Source organism: Stenotrophomonas sp. YJH_SMC_57, assembly GCF_059369755.1.
The window spans coordinates 113445-132368 of the sequence record NZ_JCAFSZ010000002.1; the positions used below are offsets into that span (position 1 = coordinate 113445).

An 18924-nucleotide genomic window follows, 5' to 3' on the forward strand; every position below is an offset into this window, starting at 1 on the left:
GGCATGGATCTCGACTGGAGCGCACTGGGGTTGTCGCTGAAGGTGGCCGGTTGGGCCACCGCGATCAATCTGGTGCTGGGCGTGGCGCTGGGCGCGTTGCTGGCGCGACGGCGCTTTCCGGGCCGTGAGCTGCTGGATTCACTGCTGACCCTGCCGATGGTGCTGCCACCGACGGTACTGGGCTACTACCTGCTGGTGCTGATCGGACGCAATGGCCCGATCGGCGCGTGGCTGCAGTCTTGGTTCGGCATCAACCTGGTGTTCACCTGGCAGGCCGCGGTGATCGCGGCAGCGGTGGCCTCGCTGCCGCTGGTGTTCAAACCTGCACGTGCGGCGTTCGAGGGCGTGGACGGGCAGCTGGAGCAGGCCGCGCGCACGCTCGGCGTGTCCGAAGCGGCGGTGTTCTTCCGGGTCACGCTGCCGTTGGCCTGGCGCGGCATTCTTGCCGGCCTGCTGCTGGCCTTCGCGCGCGCGATGGGCGAGTTCGGCGCAACGCTGATGGTGGCCGGCAGCATTCCGGGCCGCACGCAGACGCTGTCGATCGCCATCTACGAAGCGGTACAGGCCGGGCAGGATGGCAAGGCCAATGCGCTGGTGATCCTGACCTCGGTGGTGTGCATCGTGATCCTGCTGCTGGCCGCGCGGCTGGTCGGCGGGCGCCGCCGGGAGCTGCGTGATGTGGCTTGACCTGCAGGTGCAACGGCGGCTGCAGGCGGCCGGACAGGATTTCGTGTTGGACGTGTCGCTGCAGTGCACGCAGCGGCAGGTGGTGCTGTTCGGGCCCTCGGGCGCGGGCAAGAGTTTGACGTTGAAGGCGGTGGCCGGGCTGCTGCGGCCCGGCCAGGGCCATGTGCGCCTGCAGGGGCAGACCCTGTTCGATGCGGCCACCGGCGTGGATCTGCCTCCGCAGCGTCGCCGGCTGGGCTATGTGTTCCAGGACTATGCGCTGTTCCCGCACCTGAGCGTGCGCCAGAACGTTGCCTTCGGGCTGCAGACGGGCTGGTTGAATCCTCGCAGCAGCCAGCGCTTCGATGCGGTGGAGCAGTGGTTGCACGCCTTCCGCATCGACACGGTGGGCGATCTGCTGCCGTCGCAGATATCCGGCGGCCAGCGCCAGCGCACCGCCCTGGCGCGCGCCCTGGTGACCCAGCCGCAGGCGCTGCTGCTGGACGAACCGTTTTCCGCGCTGGACCACGACCTGCGCCAGCACCTGCGCCAGGAACTGGAGACGGTGCTGGACAAGACCGGCATCCCGTTGCTGCTGATCAGCCATGACCCGCAGGACGTGGCCATGTTCGGCCAGCAGGTGGCCCGCGTGGTGGACGGCCGCATCGTCGGCGAGTGACGCGTGATGGGCGCACTGGCGATGGTTGGTTGCATCTGATGGAAGTGCCGGCCGCTGGCCGGCAACCATGGAATCCGGAGCGGCCGGCCAGCGGCCGGCTCTACCCGACGGACGGGTCAATACAGCTCGCAGTGGGTGCGGCCTTCGCCGCGCAGTGCGTCCCAGTGCCCTTCGCCAGCGATGGCATCGATGGCGTCGCGCACCGCGCCTTCCAGGTGGCGCTTGTTGCCGCACAGGTACAGATGCCCGCCACGGGCGAGCACGTCTCGCACTTCGCTGGCACGCTGCTGCAGTACATGCTGCACATAGACCTTGTCGGCCCCATCGCGCGAGAACGCCGTATGCAGGCCAGCCAGCGCGCCGCGCGCGTGCCAGTCCTGCAGCTGCTCACGATAGAGGTAATCGTGTTCGCGGTGCTTCTCGCCGAACACCAGGTGCACTTCACGTTCGCAGGCGGTCGCCTGCAGTTCCTGCATCAGGCCCATCAACGGTGCGATGCCGGTGCCGGTGCCGACCAGCAACAGCGGTGCTTCGCCGCTATCGGGCAGATGGAAGCCCGGATTGGAGCGGCAGTACACACGGGCGTGGTCGCCGCCCTGCAGCAGGCTGCCGGTGGCGGTGCCAAAGCGCTCGCGGCCACGCAGGGTGTAGCGTACCTCGCGCACGCACAGGCTGAGCTGGTCATCGCACGGGTGCGAGGCAATCGAATAGGCACGCGGCAGGCGTGGTGACAGCAGCTCGCGCAGGCGCGCCAGCGGAACGCTGTCCGGGGTGGAGTGATCCTGCAGTACGTCCAGCAGGTCCAGGCCGTGCAGGTACGCCTCCAGCTCGCGCTTCTGGCTGACCTTCAGCAGGCCCTTCAAGGTTTCGCTGCCACCGAGCCGGGCCAGTTCGCGCAGCACGTTCTTGCCCAGCAGGCGCAGCTCGCGGTCGTGCAGGGTGGCCACGGCGCCGGTGTCGCCGTACCAGTTGGCCAGCGCCTGCAACAGTGCAGGATCGTTCTCTGGTACCACGTGCAGGGTGTCACCGGCCCGGTAGGCCATGCCGCTGCCGGCAATGTCCAGCTGCAGGTGCCAGGCCGCGGGGTCGCTGCTGTTCAAGCGGCGGCGTTCAACGATGCGCGCGGCAAAGGCGTTGTCTTCGCCATAGGCGGTCACCTGCAGGCGCAGGTCCTGGCCGGCGGCGGGGTTTCCGTCCAGCACCTGGCCGAGCACCGGCTGCCATTGCTGGAAGAACTGCTCGTAGCCGAGATCGGCATCGACGCGGTGCAGCAGCGGTTGTGCCTGACGCTCGCTCAGTGCGGCATCGAGCGCCTTGGTGAAGCCACAGAAGCGGGGGTAGCCGGTATCGCCAAGCCCGAATACCGCATAGCGCAGGCCGCTCAGTGTCGGGGTCTGGCGCAGGGTGTCGAAGAACTGCTCGCCGTTGGCCGGCGGTTCGCCGTCACCGAACGAGCTGGAAATCGCCAGCAGCACATCGCCGTGGCCGAGGCTGGCCACGTCGATGTCGTTGAAGGCAAGCACCTGCGGCGCGTGCGGCTGAAGGTCCGCGCCCAGGCGCTGGGCCAGGGCGCGGGCATTGCCCGACTCGGACGCGAAGCCCACCAGCAGGCGGCTGATGGCGGTGCTGGTCGGGAGCGCGTTCACGCGGCCTCGTAGAAGTCGTCGAACTTTTCCTTGCTGAACTCGACCAGGTCGTAGTTCTGCATCAGGTCGTTCACCACGCGGCGGATGCTGATGTACGAGGTGATGTTGCCTTCGGCGTCGAACAGCGGCTGCACGGTGGTGTCGACCACGTAGAGCACGCCGCCCTTGCCCAGGTTCGGCACGATGCCGGTCCAGGTCTTGCCGGCCTTGATGGTGTCCCACATGTCCTTGTAGACCGCCTTGGGCACGTCCGGGTGGCGCACGATGCTGTGCGGCTGGCCGATCAGTTCTTCGCGGGCAAAGCCGGTGAGCGTGCAGAACAGGTCGTTGGCGTAGGTGATGTTGCCCTGCAGGTCGGTGGTGGAGATCACCATGACGTTCTGCAGGGCGTTCAGCAGCTGGGCGTTGTCGGGGGTGTAGCTCATCGCAGGGTCCTTGTGGATGCCGGAAACGCCGGCGTGTTCGGGTCCTGCATAGGAATACGCCCGCGCGGCGGCGGGCGATTTGATATTGGTCAAGTGACGGACGGGATCGGCTGCGACCGGGTGTCGCAGGGAGTTTTCTGTAGAGCCGGGCATGGGGCTGGGCTCCACAGAGGAAGGGCGAGCGCGTCAGCCCATCAGGTAGCGCAGTACACCCGCCGAGACCACGCCGATCAGCACCGTCGGCAGCATCGACAACCGCGTGGCGGCCAGCAGGGTGATCGCCAGTGCCACCAGGTCGGCCGGCTTGTCGGCGACGAAGTCCGGTGCGATCACCGAGATCAGCACGCAGCCGGGTGCGGCTTCCATCACCGTTACCGCGCGCTTGCTCAGCGTACGGTTGCGCAGCGCCAGGAATCCGACGATGCGGGTGAGGTAGGTGGCGGCCGCCATCAGCACGATGGTCAGCACCGAGGTCCAGTGGATCAAGCCATTGAAGATCATGCCGCGTCCTCCGCCAGCAGCCAGGCCGCCGCCAGGCCGGCCAGCGCGCCACTGGCGACATACCAGGCTCCGGGCACCAGCAGGCAGGTGGTGGCGGCCACCACCAGGCTCACCAGCCAGGGCCGCGCGGCCTTCATGCCCTGCCACATGCCGCGCAGCAGCACCAGGAACACGGCGGGGAAGGCCATGTCGAAGCCATAGGCGTGGATGTCGCCCAGCATCGGGCCGACGATCGCGCCCAGCGCGGTACAGGCCACCCAGACCGTGTACAGGCCGGCCGAGACGCCCAGGTAGTAGGCCAGGCTGAAGCCGAGGGCGCGGCGGCGTGCGTCGGCCACGCCCATTGCCCAGCTCTCGTCGCACATGAAGAACAGCGCGGGCAGCACCCGGCGGCGCGGAAGGTGCTGCAGCAGCGGCGCCAGGCTGGCGCCCATCAGCAGGTGGCGGCTGTTGACCAGCGCGGTGATCGCCACGATCAGGGCGATGTGTGGCGGCGAGGTCCACAGTTCGACTGCGGCGAATTCCGAGCCGCCGGCGAAGTTGAGGCCGGTCATCAGTGGTACTTCAAGGGCGGTCAGGCCCTTCTGTGCGGCCTGGGCGCCGAGCACCAGGGCGAAGGGAATGAAGCCGATCATCACCGGCACGGCGGCGCGCAGGCCGCGCAGGAATTCGGCACGCGGTGCGGTGTCGCAGGTGGCGTCAGGCAGGGGGAGGGTGGTACGGGCGTCCATGGAACGACACAACTGAGTGGGGTGGCCCATCCTAGCGGCCTGATCGCGAAATCGGGTTGCGTTGATGCCACTGGATTGGCGAGGATTGGAATTTCATGCGGCCAGCGTTGCCAAGGGTGGAATTTCATGCAGTATCAGCTCGACAATCTCGATCGGCGCATCCTCGACGCCCTGCAAGGGGACGGACGCCTGCAGAACCTGGAGCTGGCGCGCCAGGTGGGCCTCTCGCCGTCGGCCTGCCTGCGCCGGGTGCGGCTGCTGGAGGAAGGCGGCTACATCGACCGCTACGTGGCGCTGCTGAACGAGGCCAAGATCGGGCGGGGCTTCACCGTGTTCGTGCGGGTGTGGCTGCGCGGGCAGGACGAGGACACCACCAATCACTTCATCAACAGCATCAAGTCTTTCCCGGAAGTGCTTGAATGTCATCTGATGGCGGGTGACTGCGACTTCCTGCTGCGGGTGGCGGTGGCCGACCTTGATGCCTACCGGCAGTTCCAGATGCAGCACCTGAACCGGATTGCCGGGGTGCAGAACACCAAGACCGAGATTCCGATGCAGCGGATCAAGCAGACCACCCGCCTGCCGCTTTGAGGGGTGGGGGCGGGCCGGGTTGCACCCGGTACCCGCGGTCGTGCCGGCCGCTGGCCGGCAACCCCAGGAGCAACAGCAACAGCAACAGCGGCTTCCTGGGGTGGCGGGGCGGTGTGGCCAGGCAGGACACGCCGTAAACCCATCCATGGGGGCTCGTTGGCGCCATCCATGGCGCCAACGGTCCTGCCTGGCCACGCCGCCCCGCCACCTGACAGATCCCGCGATGTGCCGGAACGGCATGAGCTGCTCCTGGTGGGTGTCGACCATGGCTGCTCCTGGTGGGTGTCGACCTTGGTCGACTCGCTTTGGTCGGCACGGGGCCGGACCCGGTTGCTTCGCAGCGTGCTCCGCGCAGCCTCGCTCGCCCTCGGCCGTGGACGCTGGTCATCGCAATGACATGTGCTGCCGGTACGGTTTGAACCCGCTTGCTGGTCGCGCGGGCCGGGGTTCCGCTCGTGCCGCGCGTGCACTGCAGCTGCTGTCGCTGCCGAGGGTCATGTGTTCTACGTCAGGGGGCTGAATGGACACCATGCGGTCAGAACTTGGAGGGTGGCCATCGCCGCATGGCTGCTGTTGTCCTTCGCGGCCGCCGCACAGGACGGTGTTCATGCCTACGACATCCCGGCGCAGCCGCTGGAGCTGGCCGTCGAGCGCTTCAGTGTCATCAGCGGGTGGTCGGTGATGTACCCGGGTGACCTTGCCGCCGGGCGCAGCAGCCATGCACTGCGTGCCAGCCTGCCGCCGCTGCCGGCGCTGCAGGCGCTGCTGCAGGACACCGGCATCGAGGCCGAGGTGATCGGCGAGCAGCGCGTGGTGCTGCGCCGGGGTGCGCCATCCGTGAATGAAATGACGCCAGGCAGCGAAGCTGCCGACGCCGAGCGGCGCCGTCGCTATGGCGGCGTGCAGCAGCGCCTGCGCGAGGCGTTCTGTGACGACCCGGGCATCGCGCCGGGTCGTTATGCGGCAACGCTGCGCTTCCGCATTGACAGCGACGGCCAGTTGCTGGCGCCTGAGCTGGTGTCTGGCACTGGCAGTGCAGGCCGCGACGCGCGCCTGCTGCAGGCGCTGGCGCAGCTGGTGCTGGCGCCCGATGCCGCCGCGCTGCCGCAGCCGGTGACGTTGCAGATCCGACCTTCCGGCATCGACCACGACTGTGGCCGGCGCTCGCCCCTTCCATGACTTCAAGGATTCGAACATGAGCAACGGTACGGCTGGGGCAGTTGACCTGATGGACCACCTTCTGGGGGCCTATGACGAGTTGAAGCGGCGGCTGGTGCGCAAGCTGGGCTCGGAGGAGCTGGCAGGCGACGCGCTGCAGGATACCTGGATGCGCCTGAGCGCCCGCCGCGATCGGCTGGACGCGGTGCAGAACCCGGCGGCCTACCTGCTGCGCATGGCGATGAACACCGTGATCGACCGCCAACGTGCCGACCATCGACTGCTGAGCCTGGATGAGGTGGATGCGCTGATGGACCTGGCCGATCCGGCGCCGGGCCCGGCGCAGGCCGCGGAACTGGACTTCGCGTTGCAGGACATGGTCGCCCTGCTGCAGCGCATGCCCGAGCGCCGCCGCCGCATCCTGCTGGCGATCCGCGTCGATGGCCTGCAGCAGCGCGACGTGGCCGAGCACCTGGGGGTGTCGCTGCGATTGGTGCAGCGTGAACTGAAGGCGGCTCAGGACTATCTGGCCGAGCGCAGCGGGCAGGGGCGCCAGGTGCGGTTCTGAGCGCCGGCATCCGTCTACACTTTGACGCCGAGCAGAACCCCGCAGCGTGCGGGTCCGGCATGAGCCCCCATGGACGCTGACGATCGCCCGCAACGCCCGCTGGATGCCGTCGAGCGTCAGGCCCATGCGTGGGTGGTGCGGCTGACCTCGGGCGAGGCCACCGCCGCCGATGGGCGCAGGTTCCGCGCGTGGTGCGACGCCGATCCCCGCCATCGGGAGGCGTTCGGCCGTGCACGGCGGCAGTGGGACCAGGTGCGGCTGGCGGGCGAACAGCTGCCCGCCGCGGCGCGCCAGCCGGTCGCGCCGGGCCGTGCACAGCGCTGGAGCCGACGCGCCTTCCTTGGCGCCGCGATTGCCGCGCCGGCCAGCCTGGTGGTGGTCGCCGCGATCCGCCCGCCGCTGGGCCTGTGGCCGCCGGTCGCGGCAATGGCCGCCGATTTCCACACCGGTACCGGCGAGCGCCTGCAGATCACGCCGGTGCCGCAGCTGAAGATCGATCTGGATACGCAGAGCAGCCTGCGCCGTCGCGCCGCCGCCGATGGCGAGGGCTTTGAACTGGTGCAGGGCCAGGCCGCGATCGAAACCCGGGCCGGCCTGCGCCTGGCGTTGTTTGCCGGGCCGGGCTGCGTGATCGCCGACGAAGGTGCGGTGCGCCTGGACGTGCGCAACACCCATGGCCAGGTGCGGGTCACCTGCCTGCACGGCAGTGCCCGCATCGAGCACCCGCAGGGCCGCCTGCAGCTGCAGGCCGGGCAGCAGACCCGCTACGACGAGCGCCTCAGTGGCGTGGTGGCCGAGGCGGTGGCCGCGGAGGTGAGCGCCTGGACCGAGGGCATGCTGGTGTTCCGCCGTGCGCCGCTGCGTGAGGTGGTGGACGAGATCAACCGCTACCGCCGCGGCAGGATCGTGCTGGGTGAATCGGCATTGGCGCGTGCGCCGGTCAGCGGCCGCTTCCGCATCGATGATCCCGACGCGGCCCTTGAACAGCTGCGACAGTCGATGTCGCTGGATCTGCGTCGCTTTCCGGGTGGCATTGCCGTCCTCGGTTAGATGATGACGCTGGCCCCGCACTTCACGCAGGGCCGTTGCAAGCAAGGAGAGGCCTGGGGTGCGCAACGAGACCATCGGTGTGCTGGATCTGCGTCGCAATCTGTCGGCGTTGCTGGAGACCACGCAACGACGACCGTTGATGGTGCATCGCTATGGATCACCGTGGGTGTGCGTGGTCTCCGAAGCGCAATGGCAGCAGCAGGCGGTGCTGCTGGAGTTCGATCCGCAATCGCATCCGTTGGCGATGCTGCTGCGCCTGCAGCAGCAGGTACTTCCGCTGCCAGAGACGGGCGCGCTGGCGCCCGCGGCGATGGCAAGGGCGCTGCTGCTGATGGGCATGTACGCAATCGATGAGCTGGCGCAGCTGCACGACCAGGTGCAGCATCATCGGCTGTGGCACTGGTTCGTCGCTGGCGGCCACGGGATGATGGAGGGCTGGCAGCTTTCGCCGTTGCGTGTTGCGATGGCGTCATGGCTGGATGACGTGGCGATGACCGATGCGCTGGCGGCCTTCGCGCAACGCAGCGAGGTGGCCGTGCTGGCGCGCCGCTGTGGCGGCGACGTGCCGCGCCTGGAGCGCGAAGCCTGCAGGCGGATGACGCTGCGATGACGCCGATGAGGAAGCGCTACGCAGCGCACAGAGAGGCATTCGCGCTGTCGCTTCATTCGCCCTGCCGACGTCTTTCCTGAGTACGGCGCATCACGCGTCGCAGAGCGCAGGCGATGCCGATGGCAGACAGTCGCAGTGTCACCATGCTGGAACTGGACCGGCACCTGAGCCAGTCGCTGGAGCAGGCACGGCATGCGCCGGTGAACGTGCAACGCTATGGACGCTCGTGGGTATGGGTGCTGTCCAGCGACGCGTGGGCGGATGCTGCGCGTTGGGCGGCGCTGGACAGCAGCGCGCATCCGTTGTTGGCCCTGCGCAGGGCGCTTGATGTGCAGTTGCGGCCCTGGCCCGAGACTGTCATGAACCTGCTGCCGTTTGATGCGGGCGATACGCGTGCGCTGCAACGCGCCGCGTTGCTGGTGGTGCTGCGCGATCTGAACAGCGCGCAGCGGGTGTTCGATGATCTGCGCTACCACCAGGCCTATCGGCTGTTCGTCGGCCTCGGTCACGGCACGGCATGGTCGCCGATGCAATGCGTGCGGCTGCTGAAGGCGTGCACGCAACCGCCGCTGCGTGCCTGCATTGAAGACACGCTGGGCGAAATTCCTGCACCGCTGCTGGAGGCCGCGTGCGTGCCTGCAATGCGCGCAATGCCGCTGCAGGTGCAGGCGCAGCGAATAGCAGGCGGATGTTTATCGTACTGACACATGCACCGCTGACCATGGCGCAGCGGTCTCTTCCAGGATGACGGGGGCGGAACAATGGCAAGGCAGGTTCGTGGTCGCTGGGCACGGCAGCAGGGTTTCAGCCTGATCGAGATCATGGTGGTGGTGGTGATCATCGGCATCCTCGCCGCCTTGATCGTGCCGCGCTTGATGGATCGCCCCGACCAGGCGCGCGTGGTGGCGGCGCGGCAGGATATCGCTGCGTTGATGCAGGCGTTGAAGCTGTTCAAGCTGGACAACGGACGCTACCCCACTGCCGAGCAGGGGTTGAAGGCGTTGGTGACGCCACCGCAGGGCGGCGGCGCAATGCCGGTGACGCCCTATCTGGACCGCCTGCCGAATGACCCGTGGGGCCATCCCTACCAGTACCAGATTCCCGGCACCCACGGCGACATCGATGTGTTCTCACTGGGCGCGGACAGCAAGCCGGGCGGCGATGCCGGCAACGCGGACATCGGCTCCTGGCAGCTGTGAGGCCCACCGATGGCAGCCCGGGTGCGTTCGGTGTCGTGCGCCGGCCAGCGTGGCATGGCGGTGATCGTGGCGATGCTGGTGGTGGCGTTGGTGGCGGTGATCGCCACCGCGCTGCTGACCCGGCAGTCGGCGCAGCTGCGCATGCTGCGCGGCGACCAGCTTCGTGCGCAGGTGCGCATGACCGTGGACGCCTCGCTGGAGCGCGCGGCACAGCAGTTGCGTGAAGACGTACGCGAGCAGGTGACGACGGTGCGCGACGGGCGCTGGGCGCGGCCGCTGCAATCGCAGGTGCCGCTTCCGGTACAGCTGCAACTGGTCGATGCGCAGTCGATGTTCAACCTGCGCAATCTGCTGGCACAGGGCAAGCCGGACCCGGACGCACGGCACGCGTTCATCGCCCTGTGCGCCGGGCAGGGGCTGGGGCAGGGCGCCTGCGCCTCTGCGGCCGAGCACATACAGGCGCGCCTGCGCGATGGCGACATCCAGGCGCAGGCGCCCCTGCCGCGCGAATCATTGATCGAGCAGGCCTTTGCGGGGTCGGATCCGCTGGCCGTGCAGGCGCTGGCACGGCGCACCGTGGTGCTGCCGGCGCAGACCCTGGTCAATGCCAACACCTGCGATCTCAGCGTGCTGCAGGCGGTCACGCCCGAGGTCGAACGGGGGCGCCTGCAGGCGCTGCTCGGGGAGCGGGACGGCGGCCACTGGCTGCTCAATCGCGGTGACATCGCCAATCGACTCCAACTGAGCAGCGCGCAGATGGCCCTGGTTCCCCTTGGCATTCATAGTGAGTGGTTTCTCGCCGTCGGCCAGGTACAGGCCGACGGCCAGGCGGTCGACTTCCGGGCACTGATCTGGCGCGAGTACCGCGATGACGGTGTGCGCGTGCAACGCGTGTGGACGAGGATCGGCGCATGAGCCTGCAGTTGAGGATCTGCCTGCCACCGCTGGAGCGCCTGCGCACCGACAGTGAGGTCGATTGGGCGCTGCTGCACAAGGGCGCCGTGCAGGCGCATGGCCGCGGGACGCTGATCGCGCTGGGCCAGCGCCATCCGCAGGCCGAGGTGCTGGCCTGCCTCGATCCGCACGATCTGATCCTGCTGGAGCTGCAGCTGCCGCCACTGACCGGGCGCAGGCTGCAGGCTGCATTGCAGGGCGAAGTGGAAGCGATGCTGCTGGATGACCTGCAGGAGGTGGCCCTGGCGCACGGCGCGCAGGCCGATGACGGCAGCGTGCCGGTCGCCTGGCTGGGCCAGCAGGCGATGGTGCAGGCACAACAGCTGCTGGAAGCGTGCGGCCTGCGGCTGCGGGCACTGTACCCGACGCCGCTGCTGCTGCCGTGGAACAGCGAGAAAGCGACGCTGCGGGACTGTGGCGAGCATCTGCTGGTGCGCAGCGGGCGTGACCGGGGCAGCGTGCTGTGGTGCGGCGGGCGTGACGCGGGCGCGGTGATGCAGGCGCTGGCGGCGCGGCTGCAGCAGTCCGGCGTACAGGCCGTGCAGTGGATCGGCAGCGTGCCGTCCACATGGCCGGAAAGCCTGCCTGCAACGGCGGTCGCGCACGAACTGCAGGCCTGTGGACCGCTGCCCGCGTGGTCTCTGCCCCTGCCCAGTGCAGCCCGGAAGCGGCCGCAGCTGGCGATCGGGCTGGCATTGGCCGCGGTGCTGCTGGCGGCCCTGGGCCTGCAGCTGCAGGTTTCGCGTTGGCGCAGCGAAGGCGAGGCGCTGCAGCAGGACATGGCGCGGCAGTTCAGCGCACGCTTCCCCGAGATCACCGATGTCGTGGACCCGGTGCTGCAGGCGCGGCGGGCGCTGGCTGCACCGGCGCCGCTGCCGTCGTTGCCGGCGGTGCAGCGGCAGGTGGCCAGTACGCTGCAGGCGATTCCGGAACTGGGTGGCCAGGTCCGCGCCCTGCACTACCAGCCGGGCCAGCTGGACCTTGAACTGGACCCGGATGCGCAGGCGCTGGCCGACGACGCACAACGGCTGCAGCAGTGGCAGCAGGCGGCCCAGGCACAGGGCCTGGGGCTGGCACGCGCGAGCGATGGGCGCCTGCGCGTGAGCGGGGGCGAGCGGTGACCACACCGACCCTGCGCCGGGGTGCGGGCCTGGCAGGCCTGCAGCAGCGCTGGCAGCGCCTGCCGCCTCGTGATCGGTTGATGCTGGGCGTGATGATGGGTGCGCTGCTGATGGCGGGCCTGTGGTCGTTCTGGCTGGAGCCGCTGCTGAAGCAGCGCACGCACTGGCAGGCGGAATTGCCGCGGCTGCAGGCACAGGCCACCGCACTGGCGCCGCTGCTGCGCGCCCGCGAGCGCCAGCAGCAGGCCCGGGACCAACGCCCGACGCTGGCCGGGCTGCGCGAACGGATCAGGTCCGCCGGCCTCGCCGAAGGACTGCATATCGAAGCACGCGACGGGCGCTGGCACCTGCAGGTGCAGGCCGTGCCCGCCGACGCGCTGTGGAACTGGCTGCTGCCGGTGCTGGCCGATCCGGCCATCGAACTGCAGCAGCTGCAACTGACACGTACAGGGGATGCGAACATGCCGGCGGCACGGATTTCCGGAAACATCGTGATGGAACCCGCTGCGGGTGGACATTCATGAGAGCAATGCGCAGTCTTGCCTGCAGCAGCGCGCTGGCCCTGATCGTTGGCATGGCGCATGTTCCGGCTGTGGTGCTGGCGCAGGACGCCCGCGATGAACCGGTGCAGTTGAACCTGGTGGATACCGATATCGGTGGCGTGCTGCGCATGGCAGCGCGCTTCACCGGCCGCCAGTTCCTGGTCGATCCGCGGGTGACCGGCAAGATGACCGTGGTCTCCGAGGGCCCAGTCAGCCGTACCCAGGCCTACCAGCTACTGCTGGGTGCGCTGCGCATGCGTGGCTTCGCCGTGGTCGAGAGCGGCGGTGTGAGCCGGGTGGTACCACAGGCCGACGCCAAGCTGCTCGGCGGACGCGTCGGTGCGGGTGGCGCCGGCGGCGAGGTGACCACGCGAACCTTCGCGCTGCGCTACGAGAACGCTGCCGCACTGGTGGCGGTGCTGCGGCCGATGATCAGCCCGGACAACCCGATCACGGCCAACCCGGGCAACAACACCCTGGTGATCACCGACTACGCCGACAACCTGGAGCGCATTGCGCGGGTGATCGCCAGCGTGGACACGCCGGCTGGCATGGACACCGATGTGGTCAAGTTGCAGCAAGGCATCGCGGTCGACGTAGCGGCGATGGTAGCGCCGCTGCTGGATGCACAAGGCGCCGAGCCGAGCCAGAAGGTGGTGGTGATGGCCGATCCGCGCAGCAACAGCGTGCTGCTGCGCTCCAGCAGCCCCGGTCGCACGCGCCTGGCGCGGCAGCTGGTGGAGAAGCTGGACAAGGCCCAGGACGAGTCCGGCAACCTGCACGTGGTGTATCTGCGCAACGCCCAGGCCAACCAGCTGGCCGGGGTGCTGCGCGGCGTGGTGGCCGGGCAGAGCGATGCACCGGCAATGGGCAGCAACGAAGGCATCACGCCGCTGCCCGGCGATGCCAGCCGCAGCACGCCGTCACAACCGTCGCAGGCGCAGGCGCAACAGGCAAAGGCCGGCGGCAATGCGCTGGAATCACAACGGCTTGATCCCAACCGCCGCGACCCGATCGAGGCCGGCAGCACCGGCTTCAGCCAGAACGGCATCTCGGTGCAGGCCGACGTGGCAACCAACACGCTGCTGATCTCGGCCCCCGAGCCGGTGTACCGCAACCTGCGGCGGGTGATCGACCAGCTTGACCAGCGCCGCGCCCAGGTGCTGGTGGAAAGCCTGATCGTGGAGGTCAACCAGACCGACGCGGCCGAACTGGGCGTGCAATGGATGCTGGGCAATGGCCGCACCTTCGGCGGCACCCACTTCGGGGGAACCACGGGTGGCAGCGGGCTGAACACCGCCGCGCGCACCACCCTGGACGTGCTGCCCAAGGATGGCCTGAAGATCGGTGTCATCGACGGCACCATCAACCTGCCGGGGGTCGGCCAGATCCTCAACATGAAGGCACTGGCCAATGCGCTGCAGAGCCGGGGCGGTGCCAACATCCTGTCCACGCCCAACCTGATGACCCTGGACAACGAGGCGGCCAGCATCATGGTCGGCCAGACCGTGCCGTTCGTCAGCGGTCGTTACGTGACCGACGGCGGGGGCGGCAGCAACAACCCGTTCCAGACCATCATTCGCGAGGACGTCGGCCTGAAGCTGCGCGTGCGGCCACAGATTTCCGAGGGCGGCACGGTGAAGCTGGACATCTACCAGGAAGTCAGCAGCATCGACGCGCAGAGCGCGAGCAGCACGGCCGGCATCATCACCAACAAGCGTGCACTGGACACCAGCGTACTGCTGGACGATGGCCAGATCATGGTGCTCGGTGGGCTGCTGGAGGACAGCGTCAGCCATGGTCGCGATGCGGTGCCGGGGCTGGGAAAGATCCCGGTGCTGGGGGCGCTGTTCCGCAGCGATACGCGCAAGCGCGCCAAGACCAACCTGATGGTGTTCCTGCGCCCGCATGTGGTGCGCGACCCGGCCGCCGGGCAGCGTCTGACCCGTGACCGCTACGACTACATGCGCAACGCGCAGGCCGGTGCACAGCCGGCGCAGAGCTGGGCACTGCCCGCGCTTTCCGCGCCGCAGCTGCCGCCGCAGGATCTGTCCGTGCTGGGGCAGGGCAATGCGCGCGATGGCCAGGGCCAGCCGTTGCAGAACACCAGCCTGGCGGCGTTGTATCCGGCCGGCGAGGGTGATGCACAGCTGGTGCAGTTCGCGCAGGGGCTGGACGTGGCACGCGCCAGCCAGGGCGTGGCGCAGGCACGGGCGCTGGGATTGCAGGCCTATGCCGAGGCCATGCCGGGCGGTAATGGGCAGCGCCTGCGGGTGCGGCTGCCACGCGATCCGTCGAAGCTGGACCCGGCGCTGCAGCAGTTGCGCGGGCTAGGCTACACGCCGGAACTGGTGATCGGTCCGTGAGCACGACCGCGCCGTTGCCGTATGCCTGGGTGCGCAGCCATGGCGTGATGCTGGCCGAGGCTGGCGGCGAGCCGGTGCTGCTGGGCACTGCCGAAACCGCCGCCTGGGCAGTGGCTGAACTGCGCCGCCGGCATGGCCCGCTGCCGTTCCAGGCGTTGGATTCCGCAGCGTGGCAGCAACGGCTGGGGGAGCAGTATCGCGACGGCGGCGATGCCGCTGCGGTGGTCGGTGCCGCTGAAAGCGAAGTGGATCTGGACCGGCTGATGCAGGACATGCCGGAAGTCACCGATCTGCTGGACGCGCAGGACGACGCGCCGGTGATCCGGATGATCAACGCGCTGCTGGCGCAGGCCGCACGCGATGGTGCCAGCGACCTGCACATCGAGCCGTTCGAGACCCATTCGGTGGTGCGCTACCGGGTCGATGGCACCCTGCGTGACATGGTGCAGCCACGCCGCGCGCTGCATGCGGCGCTGGTGTCGCGCATCAAGATCATGGCGCACCTGGATATCGCCGAGAAGCGCCTGCCGCAGGACGGCCGCATCGCGATCCGTGTCGGTGGCCGGCCACTGGACATCCGCGTGTCAACGGTGCCGACCGGGCATGGCGAGCGCGCCGTGCTGCGCCTGCTGGAAAAGGATGCCGGCCGCCTGCAGCTGCAGCGGCTCGGCATGGCCGACGACACCCTGGCGACCTTCACCGGGTTGATCCGGCAACCGCATGGCATCGTGCTGGTGACCGGCCCGACCGGCAGTGGCAAGACCACCTCGCTGTATGCGGCGCTGGGCCAGCTCGACAGCAGCACCAGCAACATCCTGACCGTGGAAGATCCGGTGGAGTACGACTTCGCCGGTATCGGCCAGATCCAGGTCAATGCACGCATCGGCATGAGCTTCGGCACCGCGCTGCGCGCGATCCTGCGCCAGGACCCGGATACGATCATGATCGGCGAGATCCGCGACCTGGAAACCGCGCAGATCGCGGTGCAGTCCTCGCTGACCGGCCATGGCGTGCTGGCCTCGCTGCACACCAACGACGCGATCTCGGCGGTGACGCGCCTGGCCGACATGGGTGTGGAGCCGTTCCTGCTGGCTTCGTCGCTGCGCGGCGTCCTGGCGCAGCGGCTGGTGCGGCGCCTGTGCACCCAGTGCCGGCGTGCAGAGGTGGATGGCAAGGGCCGTACCGTGTGGCGCGCGGTGGGCTGCGCGGCGTGCGCGAACAGCGGCTATCGGGGACGCACCGGTATCCATGAACTGTTCGTGGTCGATGAGCGCGTGCGCGCCCTGATCCACGAAGGGCAGGGCGAGCCGGCGCTGCGGGAGGCGGCACGGCGTGCCGGCATGCGCAACCTGCGCGAGGATGGCCAGCGCTGGGTCGACAGTGGCGTGACCACATTGGAAGAGATCCTGCGCGTCACCGGCGACGCTTGAGGCGACGATGGCACTGTTCGACTACCAGGCCGCCAATGCGCAGGGCCGCATCGAGAAAGGACAGCTGGATGCCGACAGCCCGCGCAGCGCGCGCCAGCTGCTGCGCGGACGCGGGCTGACACCGGTACAGGTGAGTGTGGCGCGCGCTGCAGGCAGTGGCTGGGGCGCACGCCGCCTGTCCGCCAGCGAGCTGGCCTGGGCCACGCGCCAGTTGGCCAGCCTGCTGGCCGCAAGCCTGCCGCTGGAAAGCGCGTTGAGCGCGGTGATCGAGCAGGCCGAGCGCCCGCACGTCGCGCAGGCGCTTACCGCGGTGCGTGCCGACGTGCGCGCCGGCCAGCGCCTGACCGTGGCACTGGCCGCGCGGCCGCGTGATTTCCCGCCGATCTACCGTGCGCTGGTCGGTGCGGGCGAAGACTCCGGTGATCTGGCGCGCGTGATGGAGCGTCTGGCCGACTACATCGAGGAGCGCAATGCACTGCAGGCCAAGGTGCTGACGGCCTTCATCTACCCGGCGGCGATCAGCCTGGTATCGGTGGCGATCGTGATCTTCCTGCTCAGCTACGTCGTGCCGCAGGTGGTGACCGCGTTCGTGCAGGCGCGGCAGACGCTGCCGATGCTGACCCAGGTGATGCTGGCTGCCAGCGCGTTCGTGCGCAGCTGGGGCGTGTGGGTGGCGCTGTGCAGTGGCGCGATGGTGGTGGCGTGGCGGCTTGCACTGCGCCGGCCGGAGCTGCGCCTGCGCTGGGATGCGATGCTGCTGCGCGTGCCGATGGTCGGGCGCTTTGTTCGGGGCGTGAACAGTGCGCGCTTTGCCTCGACGCTGGCGATCCTGCTCGATGCCGGCGTGCCGCTGCTGCGTGCCCTGGAGGCGGCGCGGCAGACGTTGGGCAATGCATTGCTGGCGCGCTGCGCCGACGACGTATCCGCGCGGGTTCGCGAAGGTGCGGCGCTGGGTGCTGCGCTGAAGGTGCAGAAAGTCTATCCGCCGATCCTGGTGCACCTGGTGGCCAGTGGCGAGAAGACCGGTTCGCTGGCACCCCTGCTGGATCGCGCTGCACAGACCATCTCACGCGAGATCGAGCGCCGGGCGATGGCGCTGACCGCACTGCTGGAACCGACCATGATCCTGGTGATGGGCGGGGTGGTACTGACCATCGTACTGGCGGTGCTGATGCCGATCATGGAGATGAACCAGCTGGTGCAGTAGATCCACGCCCTGCGCGGATGGATCGCCCGATTCTCCACACAATCCTCCACACCTTTTCCCGATCTTCCACAGGTTTCTTAAGCGGCCTGTCATCGGCGCGGACCAGCATGGACACGTCGCCGCAGAGTGGGCTGGGAGGCCCTCGGCGGCAGCAGGCGTGAAGTGACCGTTCCTCCCTTGGTGTTTCCCTTCGCAGTAAACCCTTCAGGAGAAGATCATGAACAAGTACAAGACCCTGGCCGCGCTGGTTGCCACCGCGCTGCTGGCTACCGCAGGTGCCGCCTCGGCGCAGTCGCTCGTGCAGGGCGGTGGCGCTTCGCTGCCGGCCAAGCTGTACAAGGGTTCGGCCGACAGCATCCTGCCGGCCAACTTCAGCTATGAAGTGACCGGCTCGGGCACCGGCAAGCAGGCCTTCCTGGAAAACCGTGCCGACCTGTTCAAGACCACCGGCACCGTGCATTTCGCCGGCAGCGACTCGGTGCTGACCGACGCTGAGATCGCCGCCTACGCCGCCAACTTCGCCCCGACCTACGGCCCGCTGATCCAGATTCCGTCGGTCGGCACCTCGGTCACCGTTCCGTTCAACAGCGCCGGTGGCAATCTCGACCTGAGCGTCACCCAGCTGTGCGGCGTGTTCTCCGGCAAGATCACCAACTGGAGCACCTTGGACGCGAATCGTTCGGGCCCGATCACCGTCGTGTACCGCAACGAGAAGAGCGGAACCACCGAACTGCTGACCCGCTTCCTGGCCAGCGCCTGCTCGGCCAGCGACACCGCCGGCAGCACCCTGATCGGCGGCAAGTTCAGCACCACCCAGGAGTTCTGGAAGCAGTTCTCGTCGCTGCCGGCGAACTTCACCACCGCTTCGGCGCTGGGCAGCCAGCCGCTGTATGACAAGGTCTATGCCACCACCGGTGCGATCGGTTACATCGGCCCGGACGTGGTGCCGAACCTGAGCGACGCCACCAAGATCGCCAAGGTGCGTGGCTTCTCGCCGAACGACCCGAGCGTGCAGGCCACCCTGGACACGGTGCTGCCGCCGACCGGCGCTGCTGCCAATGACGTGCGCAACTGGGCCCCGGTGTTCACCAACCCGCCGGCCGTCGGCTATCCGATCGTGGGTTACACCACCTTCGAGCTGGGCCAGTGCTACAAGGCCGGCAACGTTGCGCTCGCCCTGCGCGGCTTCCTGCTGGGCCACTACAACGGCAACAACGATGCTGCGTCGCGTGCCCACGGCTTCGTTCCGCTCACCCCGGCCTGGCGTGATGCCATCCGCACCCGCTTCGTGCTCGCCAGCAGCGTCAACGGCGTGAACAACGCCAGCGCCTGCGCCGGCCTCGGCCGCCCGTAATCGCGTCGAACGCAGTGCTTGAACCGAGCGCCGGCCGTGAGGCCGGCGCTCTCTTGCGTGTGCGCGCCGGCCACGGTTCCGGCCGGAATCCGGCCCATTCCCGCATCGGCGGCGCTGTCTTTTGAT

Annotated in this window: 20 protein-coding genes; 16 read left to right on the forward strand and 4 right to left on the reverse strand. The window is 68.6% G+C overall.

The window, feature by feature from the left end; genetic code table 11:
- Positions 1-3 precede the first annotated feature (3 nt).
- Both modB and AC5P7U_RS02610 read left to right on the forward strand, forming a co-directional pair.
- Complete coding sequence (modB, locus tag AC5P7U_RS02605; protein ID WP_006449309.1) at positions 4-687, forward strand: molybdate ABC transporter permease subunit; 684 nt, start codon at positions 4-6, stop codon at positions 685-687.
- The gene (locus AC5P7U_RS02610) at positions 677-1345 is read left to right on the forward strand and encodes a sulfate/molybdate ABC transporter ATP-binding protein (RefSeq protein WP_006449308.1); all 669 of its coding nucleotides are present in this window, start codon (positions 677-679) and stop codon (positions 1343-1345) included. Before modB ends, AC5P7U_RS02610 begins: the two co-directional genes overlap by 11 nt.
- Before the next feature lie 116 nt (positions 1346-1461).
- Here AC5P7U_RS02610 and AC5P7U_RS02615 read toward each other — a convergent pair whose 3' ends face one another.
- The 4 genes from AC5P7U_RS02615 to AC5P7U_RS02630 all read right to left on the reverse strand — a co-directional run bounded on the left by AC5P7U_RS02615 (position 1462) and on the right by AC5P7U_RS02630 (position 4648).
- Positions 1462-2991, reverse strand: a complete 1530-nt coding sequence (locus AC5P7U_RS02615; RefSeq protein WP_197565106.1) for a diflavin oxidoreductase — start codon at positions 2989-2991, stop codon at positions 1462-1464.
- The gene (locus tag AC5P7U_RS02620; RefSeq protein ID WP_053512135.1) at positions 2988-3416 is read right to left on the reverse strand and encodes a PAS domain-containing protein; all 429 of its coding nucleotides are present in this window, start codon (positions 3414-3416) and stop codon (positions 2988-2990) included. The genes AC5P7U_RS02615 and AC5P7U_RS02620 overlap by 4 nt, the downstream gene beginning before the upstream one ends.
- A 186-nt stretch (positions 3417-3602) precedes the next feature.
- Positions 3603-3917: an AzlD family protein gene (locus AC5P7U_RS02625; protein ID WP_312563558.1), complete on the reverse strand. Its 315-nt coding sequence runs from the start codon at positions 3915-3917 to the stop codon at positions 3603-3605.
- Positions 3914-4648: an AzlC family ABC transporter permease gene (locus tag AC5P7U_RS02630; protein ID WP_495220763.1), complete on the reverse strand. Its 735-nt coding sequence runs from the start codon at positions 4646-4648 to the stop codon at positions 3914-3916. The genes AC5P7U_RS02625 and AC5P7U_RS02630 overlap by 4 nt, the downstream gene beginning before the upstream one ends.
- Positions 4649-4774: 126 nt before the next feature.
- Between AC5P7U_RS02630 and AC5P7U_RS02635 the strand changes: the two genes are divergently transcribed.
- The 14 genes from AC5P7U_RS02635 (at position 4775) to AC5P7U_RS02700 (ending at position 18798) form a co-directional block, all read left to right on the forward strand.
- Positions 4775-5239, forward strand: coding sequence for an Lrp/AsnC family transcriptional regulator (locus tag AC5P7U_RS02635; RefSeq protein WP_197565108.1), 465 nt, complete (start codon positions 4775-4777; stop codon positions 5237-5239).
- A gap of 498 nt (positions 5240-5737) precedes the next feature.
- Complete coding sequence (locus AC5P7U_RS02640) at positions 5738-6418, forward strand: TonB C-terminal domain-containing protein (RefSeq protein WP_495220765.1); 681 nt, start codon at positions 5738-5740, stop codon at positions 6416-6418.
- Between the two features lie 16 nt (positions 6419-6434).
- Positions 6435-6965 carry an RNA polymerase sigma factor gene (locus AC5P7U_RS02645; RefSeq protein WP_006449274.1) on the forward strand — a complete coding sequence of 177 codons (531 nt, stop codon included), beginning with the start codon at positions 6435-6437 and terminating at the stop codon, positions 6963-6965.
- Positions 6966-7034: 69 nt separating this feature from the next.
- Positions 7035-8015 (forward strand): FecR family protein, encoded by a 981-nt coding sequence (locus AC5P7U_RS02650; protein ID WP_495220766.1) that lies wholly within the window; start codon positions 7035-7037, stop codon positions 8013-8015.
- A 58-nt stretch (positions 8016-8073) separates the two neighbouring features.
- Complete coding sequence (locus AC5P7U_RS02655) at positions 8074-8625, forward strand: hypothetical protein (protein ID WP_006449270.1); 552 nt, start codon at positions 8074-8076, stop codon at positions 8623-8625.
- Between the two features lie 119 nt (positions 8626-8744).
- Complete coding sequence (locus tag AC5P7U_RS02660; protein WP_308309247.1) at positions 8745-9329, forward strand: hypothetical protein; 585 nt, start codon at positions 8745-8747, stop codon at positions 9327-9329.
- Between the two features lie 57 nt (positions 9330-9386).
- Positions 9387-9824, forward strand: coding sequence for a type II secretion system major pseudopilin GspG (gene gspG / locus AC5P7U_RS02665; RefSeq protein WP_006449266.1), 438 nt, complete (start codon positions 9387-9389; stop codon positions 9822-9824).
- Between the two features lie 9 nt (positions 9825-9833).
- The gene (gene gspK, locus AC5P7U_RS02670) at positions 9834-10739 is read left to right on the forward strand and encodes a type II secretion system minor pseudopilin GspK (RefSeq protein WP_197564030.1); all 906 of its coding nucleotides are present in this window, start codon (positions 9834-9836) and stop codon (positions 10737-10739) included.
- Positions 10736-11899 carry a type II secretion system protein GspL gene (gspL, locus tag AC5P7U_RS02675; RefSeq protein WP_197564031.1) on the forward strand — a complete coding sequence of 388 codons (1164 nt, stop codon included), beginning with the start codon at positions 10736-10738 and terminating at the stop codon, positions 11897-11899. Before gspK ends, gspL begins: the two co-directional genes overlap by 4 nt.
- A complete protein-coding gene (locus tag AC5P7U_RS02680; RefSeq protein WP_197564032.1) occupies positions 11896-12423 on the forward strand; it encodes a type II secretion system protein GspM in 528 nt (175 codons plus the stop codon). Before gspL ends, AC5P7U_RS02680 begins: the two co-directional genes overlap by 4 nt.
- Positions 12420-14807, forward strand: a complete 2388-nt coding sequence (gene gspD / locus AC5P7U_RS02685) for a type II secretion system secretin GspD (RefSeq protein ID WP_197564033.1) — start codon at positions 12420-12422, stop codon at positions 14805-14807. Before AC5P7U_RS02680 ends, gspD begins: the two co-directional genes overlap by 4 nt.
- Positions 14804-16237 (forward strand): type II secretion system ATPase GspE, encoded by a 1434-nt coding sequence (gene gspE / locus AC5P7U_RS02690; protein WP_197564034.1) that lies wholly within the window; start codon positions 14804-14806, stop codon positions 16235-16237. Before gspD ends, gspE begins: the two co-directional genes overlap by 4 nt.
- Positions 16238-16244: 7 nt before the next feature.
- On the forward strand, positions 16245-17444 hold the full coding sequence (gene gspF, locus AC5P7U_RS02695; protein ID WP_197564035.1) for a type II secretion system inner membrane protein GspF: 1200 nt from the start codon (positions 16245-16247) through the stop codon (positions 17442-17444).
- Positions 17445-17661: 217 nt separating this feature from the next.
- Positions 17662-18798 (forward strand): substrate-binding domain-containing protein, encoded by a 1137-nt coding sequence (locus tag AC5P7U_RS02700; RefSeq protein WP_197564036.1) that lies wholly within the window; start codon positions 17662-17664, stop codon positions 18796-18798.
- Positions 18799-18924: the final 126 nt, after the last annotated feature.

What these genes read in the sequence shown, in the direction of transcription:
- modB (WP_006449309.1), top strand. Translation starts at nt 4, where the DNA reads ATGGATCTCGACTGGAGCGCACTGGGGTTGTCGCTGAAGGTGGCCGGT.
- AC5P7U_RS02610 (WP_006449308.1), top strand. Translation starts at nt 677, where the DNA reads ATGTGGCTTGACCTGCAGGTGCAACGGCGGCTGCAGGCGGCCGGACAG.
- AC5P7U_RS02620 (WP_053512135.1), bottom strand. Translation starts at nt 3,416, where the DNA reads ATGAGCTACACCCCCGACAACGCCCAGCTGCTGAACGCCCTGCAGAAC.
- AC5P7U_RS02625 (WP_312563558.1), bottom strand. Translation starts at nt 3,917, where the DNA reads ATGATCTTCAATGGCTTGATCCACTGGACCTCGGTGCTGACCATCGTG.
- AC5P7U_RS02630 (WP_495220763.1), bottom strand. Translation starts at nt 4,648, where the DNA reads ATGGACGCCCGTACCACCCTCCCCCTGCCTGACGCCACCTGCGACACC.
- AC5P7U_RS02635 (WP_197565108.1), top strand. Translation starts at nt 4,775, where the DNA reads ATGCAGTATCAGCTCGACAATCTCGATCGGCGCATCCTCGACGCCCTG.
- AC5P7U_RS02645 (WP_006449274.1), top strand. Translation starts at nt 6,435, where the DNA reads ATGAGCAACGGTACGGCTGGGGCAGTTGACCTGATGGACCACCTTCTG.
- AC5P7U_RS02650 (WP_495220766.1), top strand. Translation starts at nt 7,035, where the DNA reads ATGGACGCTGACGATCGCCCGCAACGCCCGCTGGATGCCGTCGAGCGT.
- AC5P7U_RS02660 (WP_308309247.1), top strand. Translation starts at nt 8,745, where the DNA reads ATGGCAGACAGTCGCAGTGTCACCATGCTGGAACTGGACCGGCACCTG.
- gspG (WP_006449266.1), top strand. Translation starts at nt 9,387, where the DNA reads ATGGCAAGGCAGGTTCGTGGTCGCTGGGCACGGCAGCAGGGTTTCAGC.
- gspK (WP_197564030.1), top strand. Translation starts at nt 9,834, where the DNA reads ATGGCAGCCCGGGTGCGTTCGGTGTCGTGCGCCGGCCAGCGTGGCATG.
- gspL (WP_197564031.1), top strand. Translation starts at nt 10,736, where the DNA reads ATGAGCCTGCAGTTGAGGATCTGCCTGCCACCGCTGGAGCGCCTGCGC.
- gspD (WP_197564033.1), top strand. Translation starts at nt 12,420, where the DNA reads ATGAGAGCAATGCGCAGTCTTGCCTGCAGCAGCGCGCTGGCCCTGATC.
- gspF (WP_197564035.1), top strand. Translation starts at nt 16,245, where the DNA reads ATGGCACTGTTCGACTACCAGGCCGCCAATGCGCAGGGCCGCATCGAG.
- AC5P7U_RS02700 (WP_197564036.1), top strand. Translation starts at nt 17,662, where the DNA reads ATGAACAAGTACAAGACCCTGGCCGCGCTGGTTGCCACCGCGCTGCTG.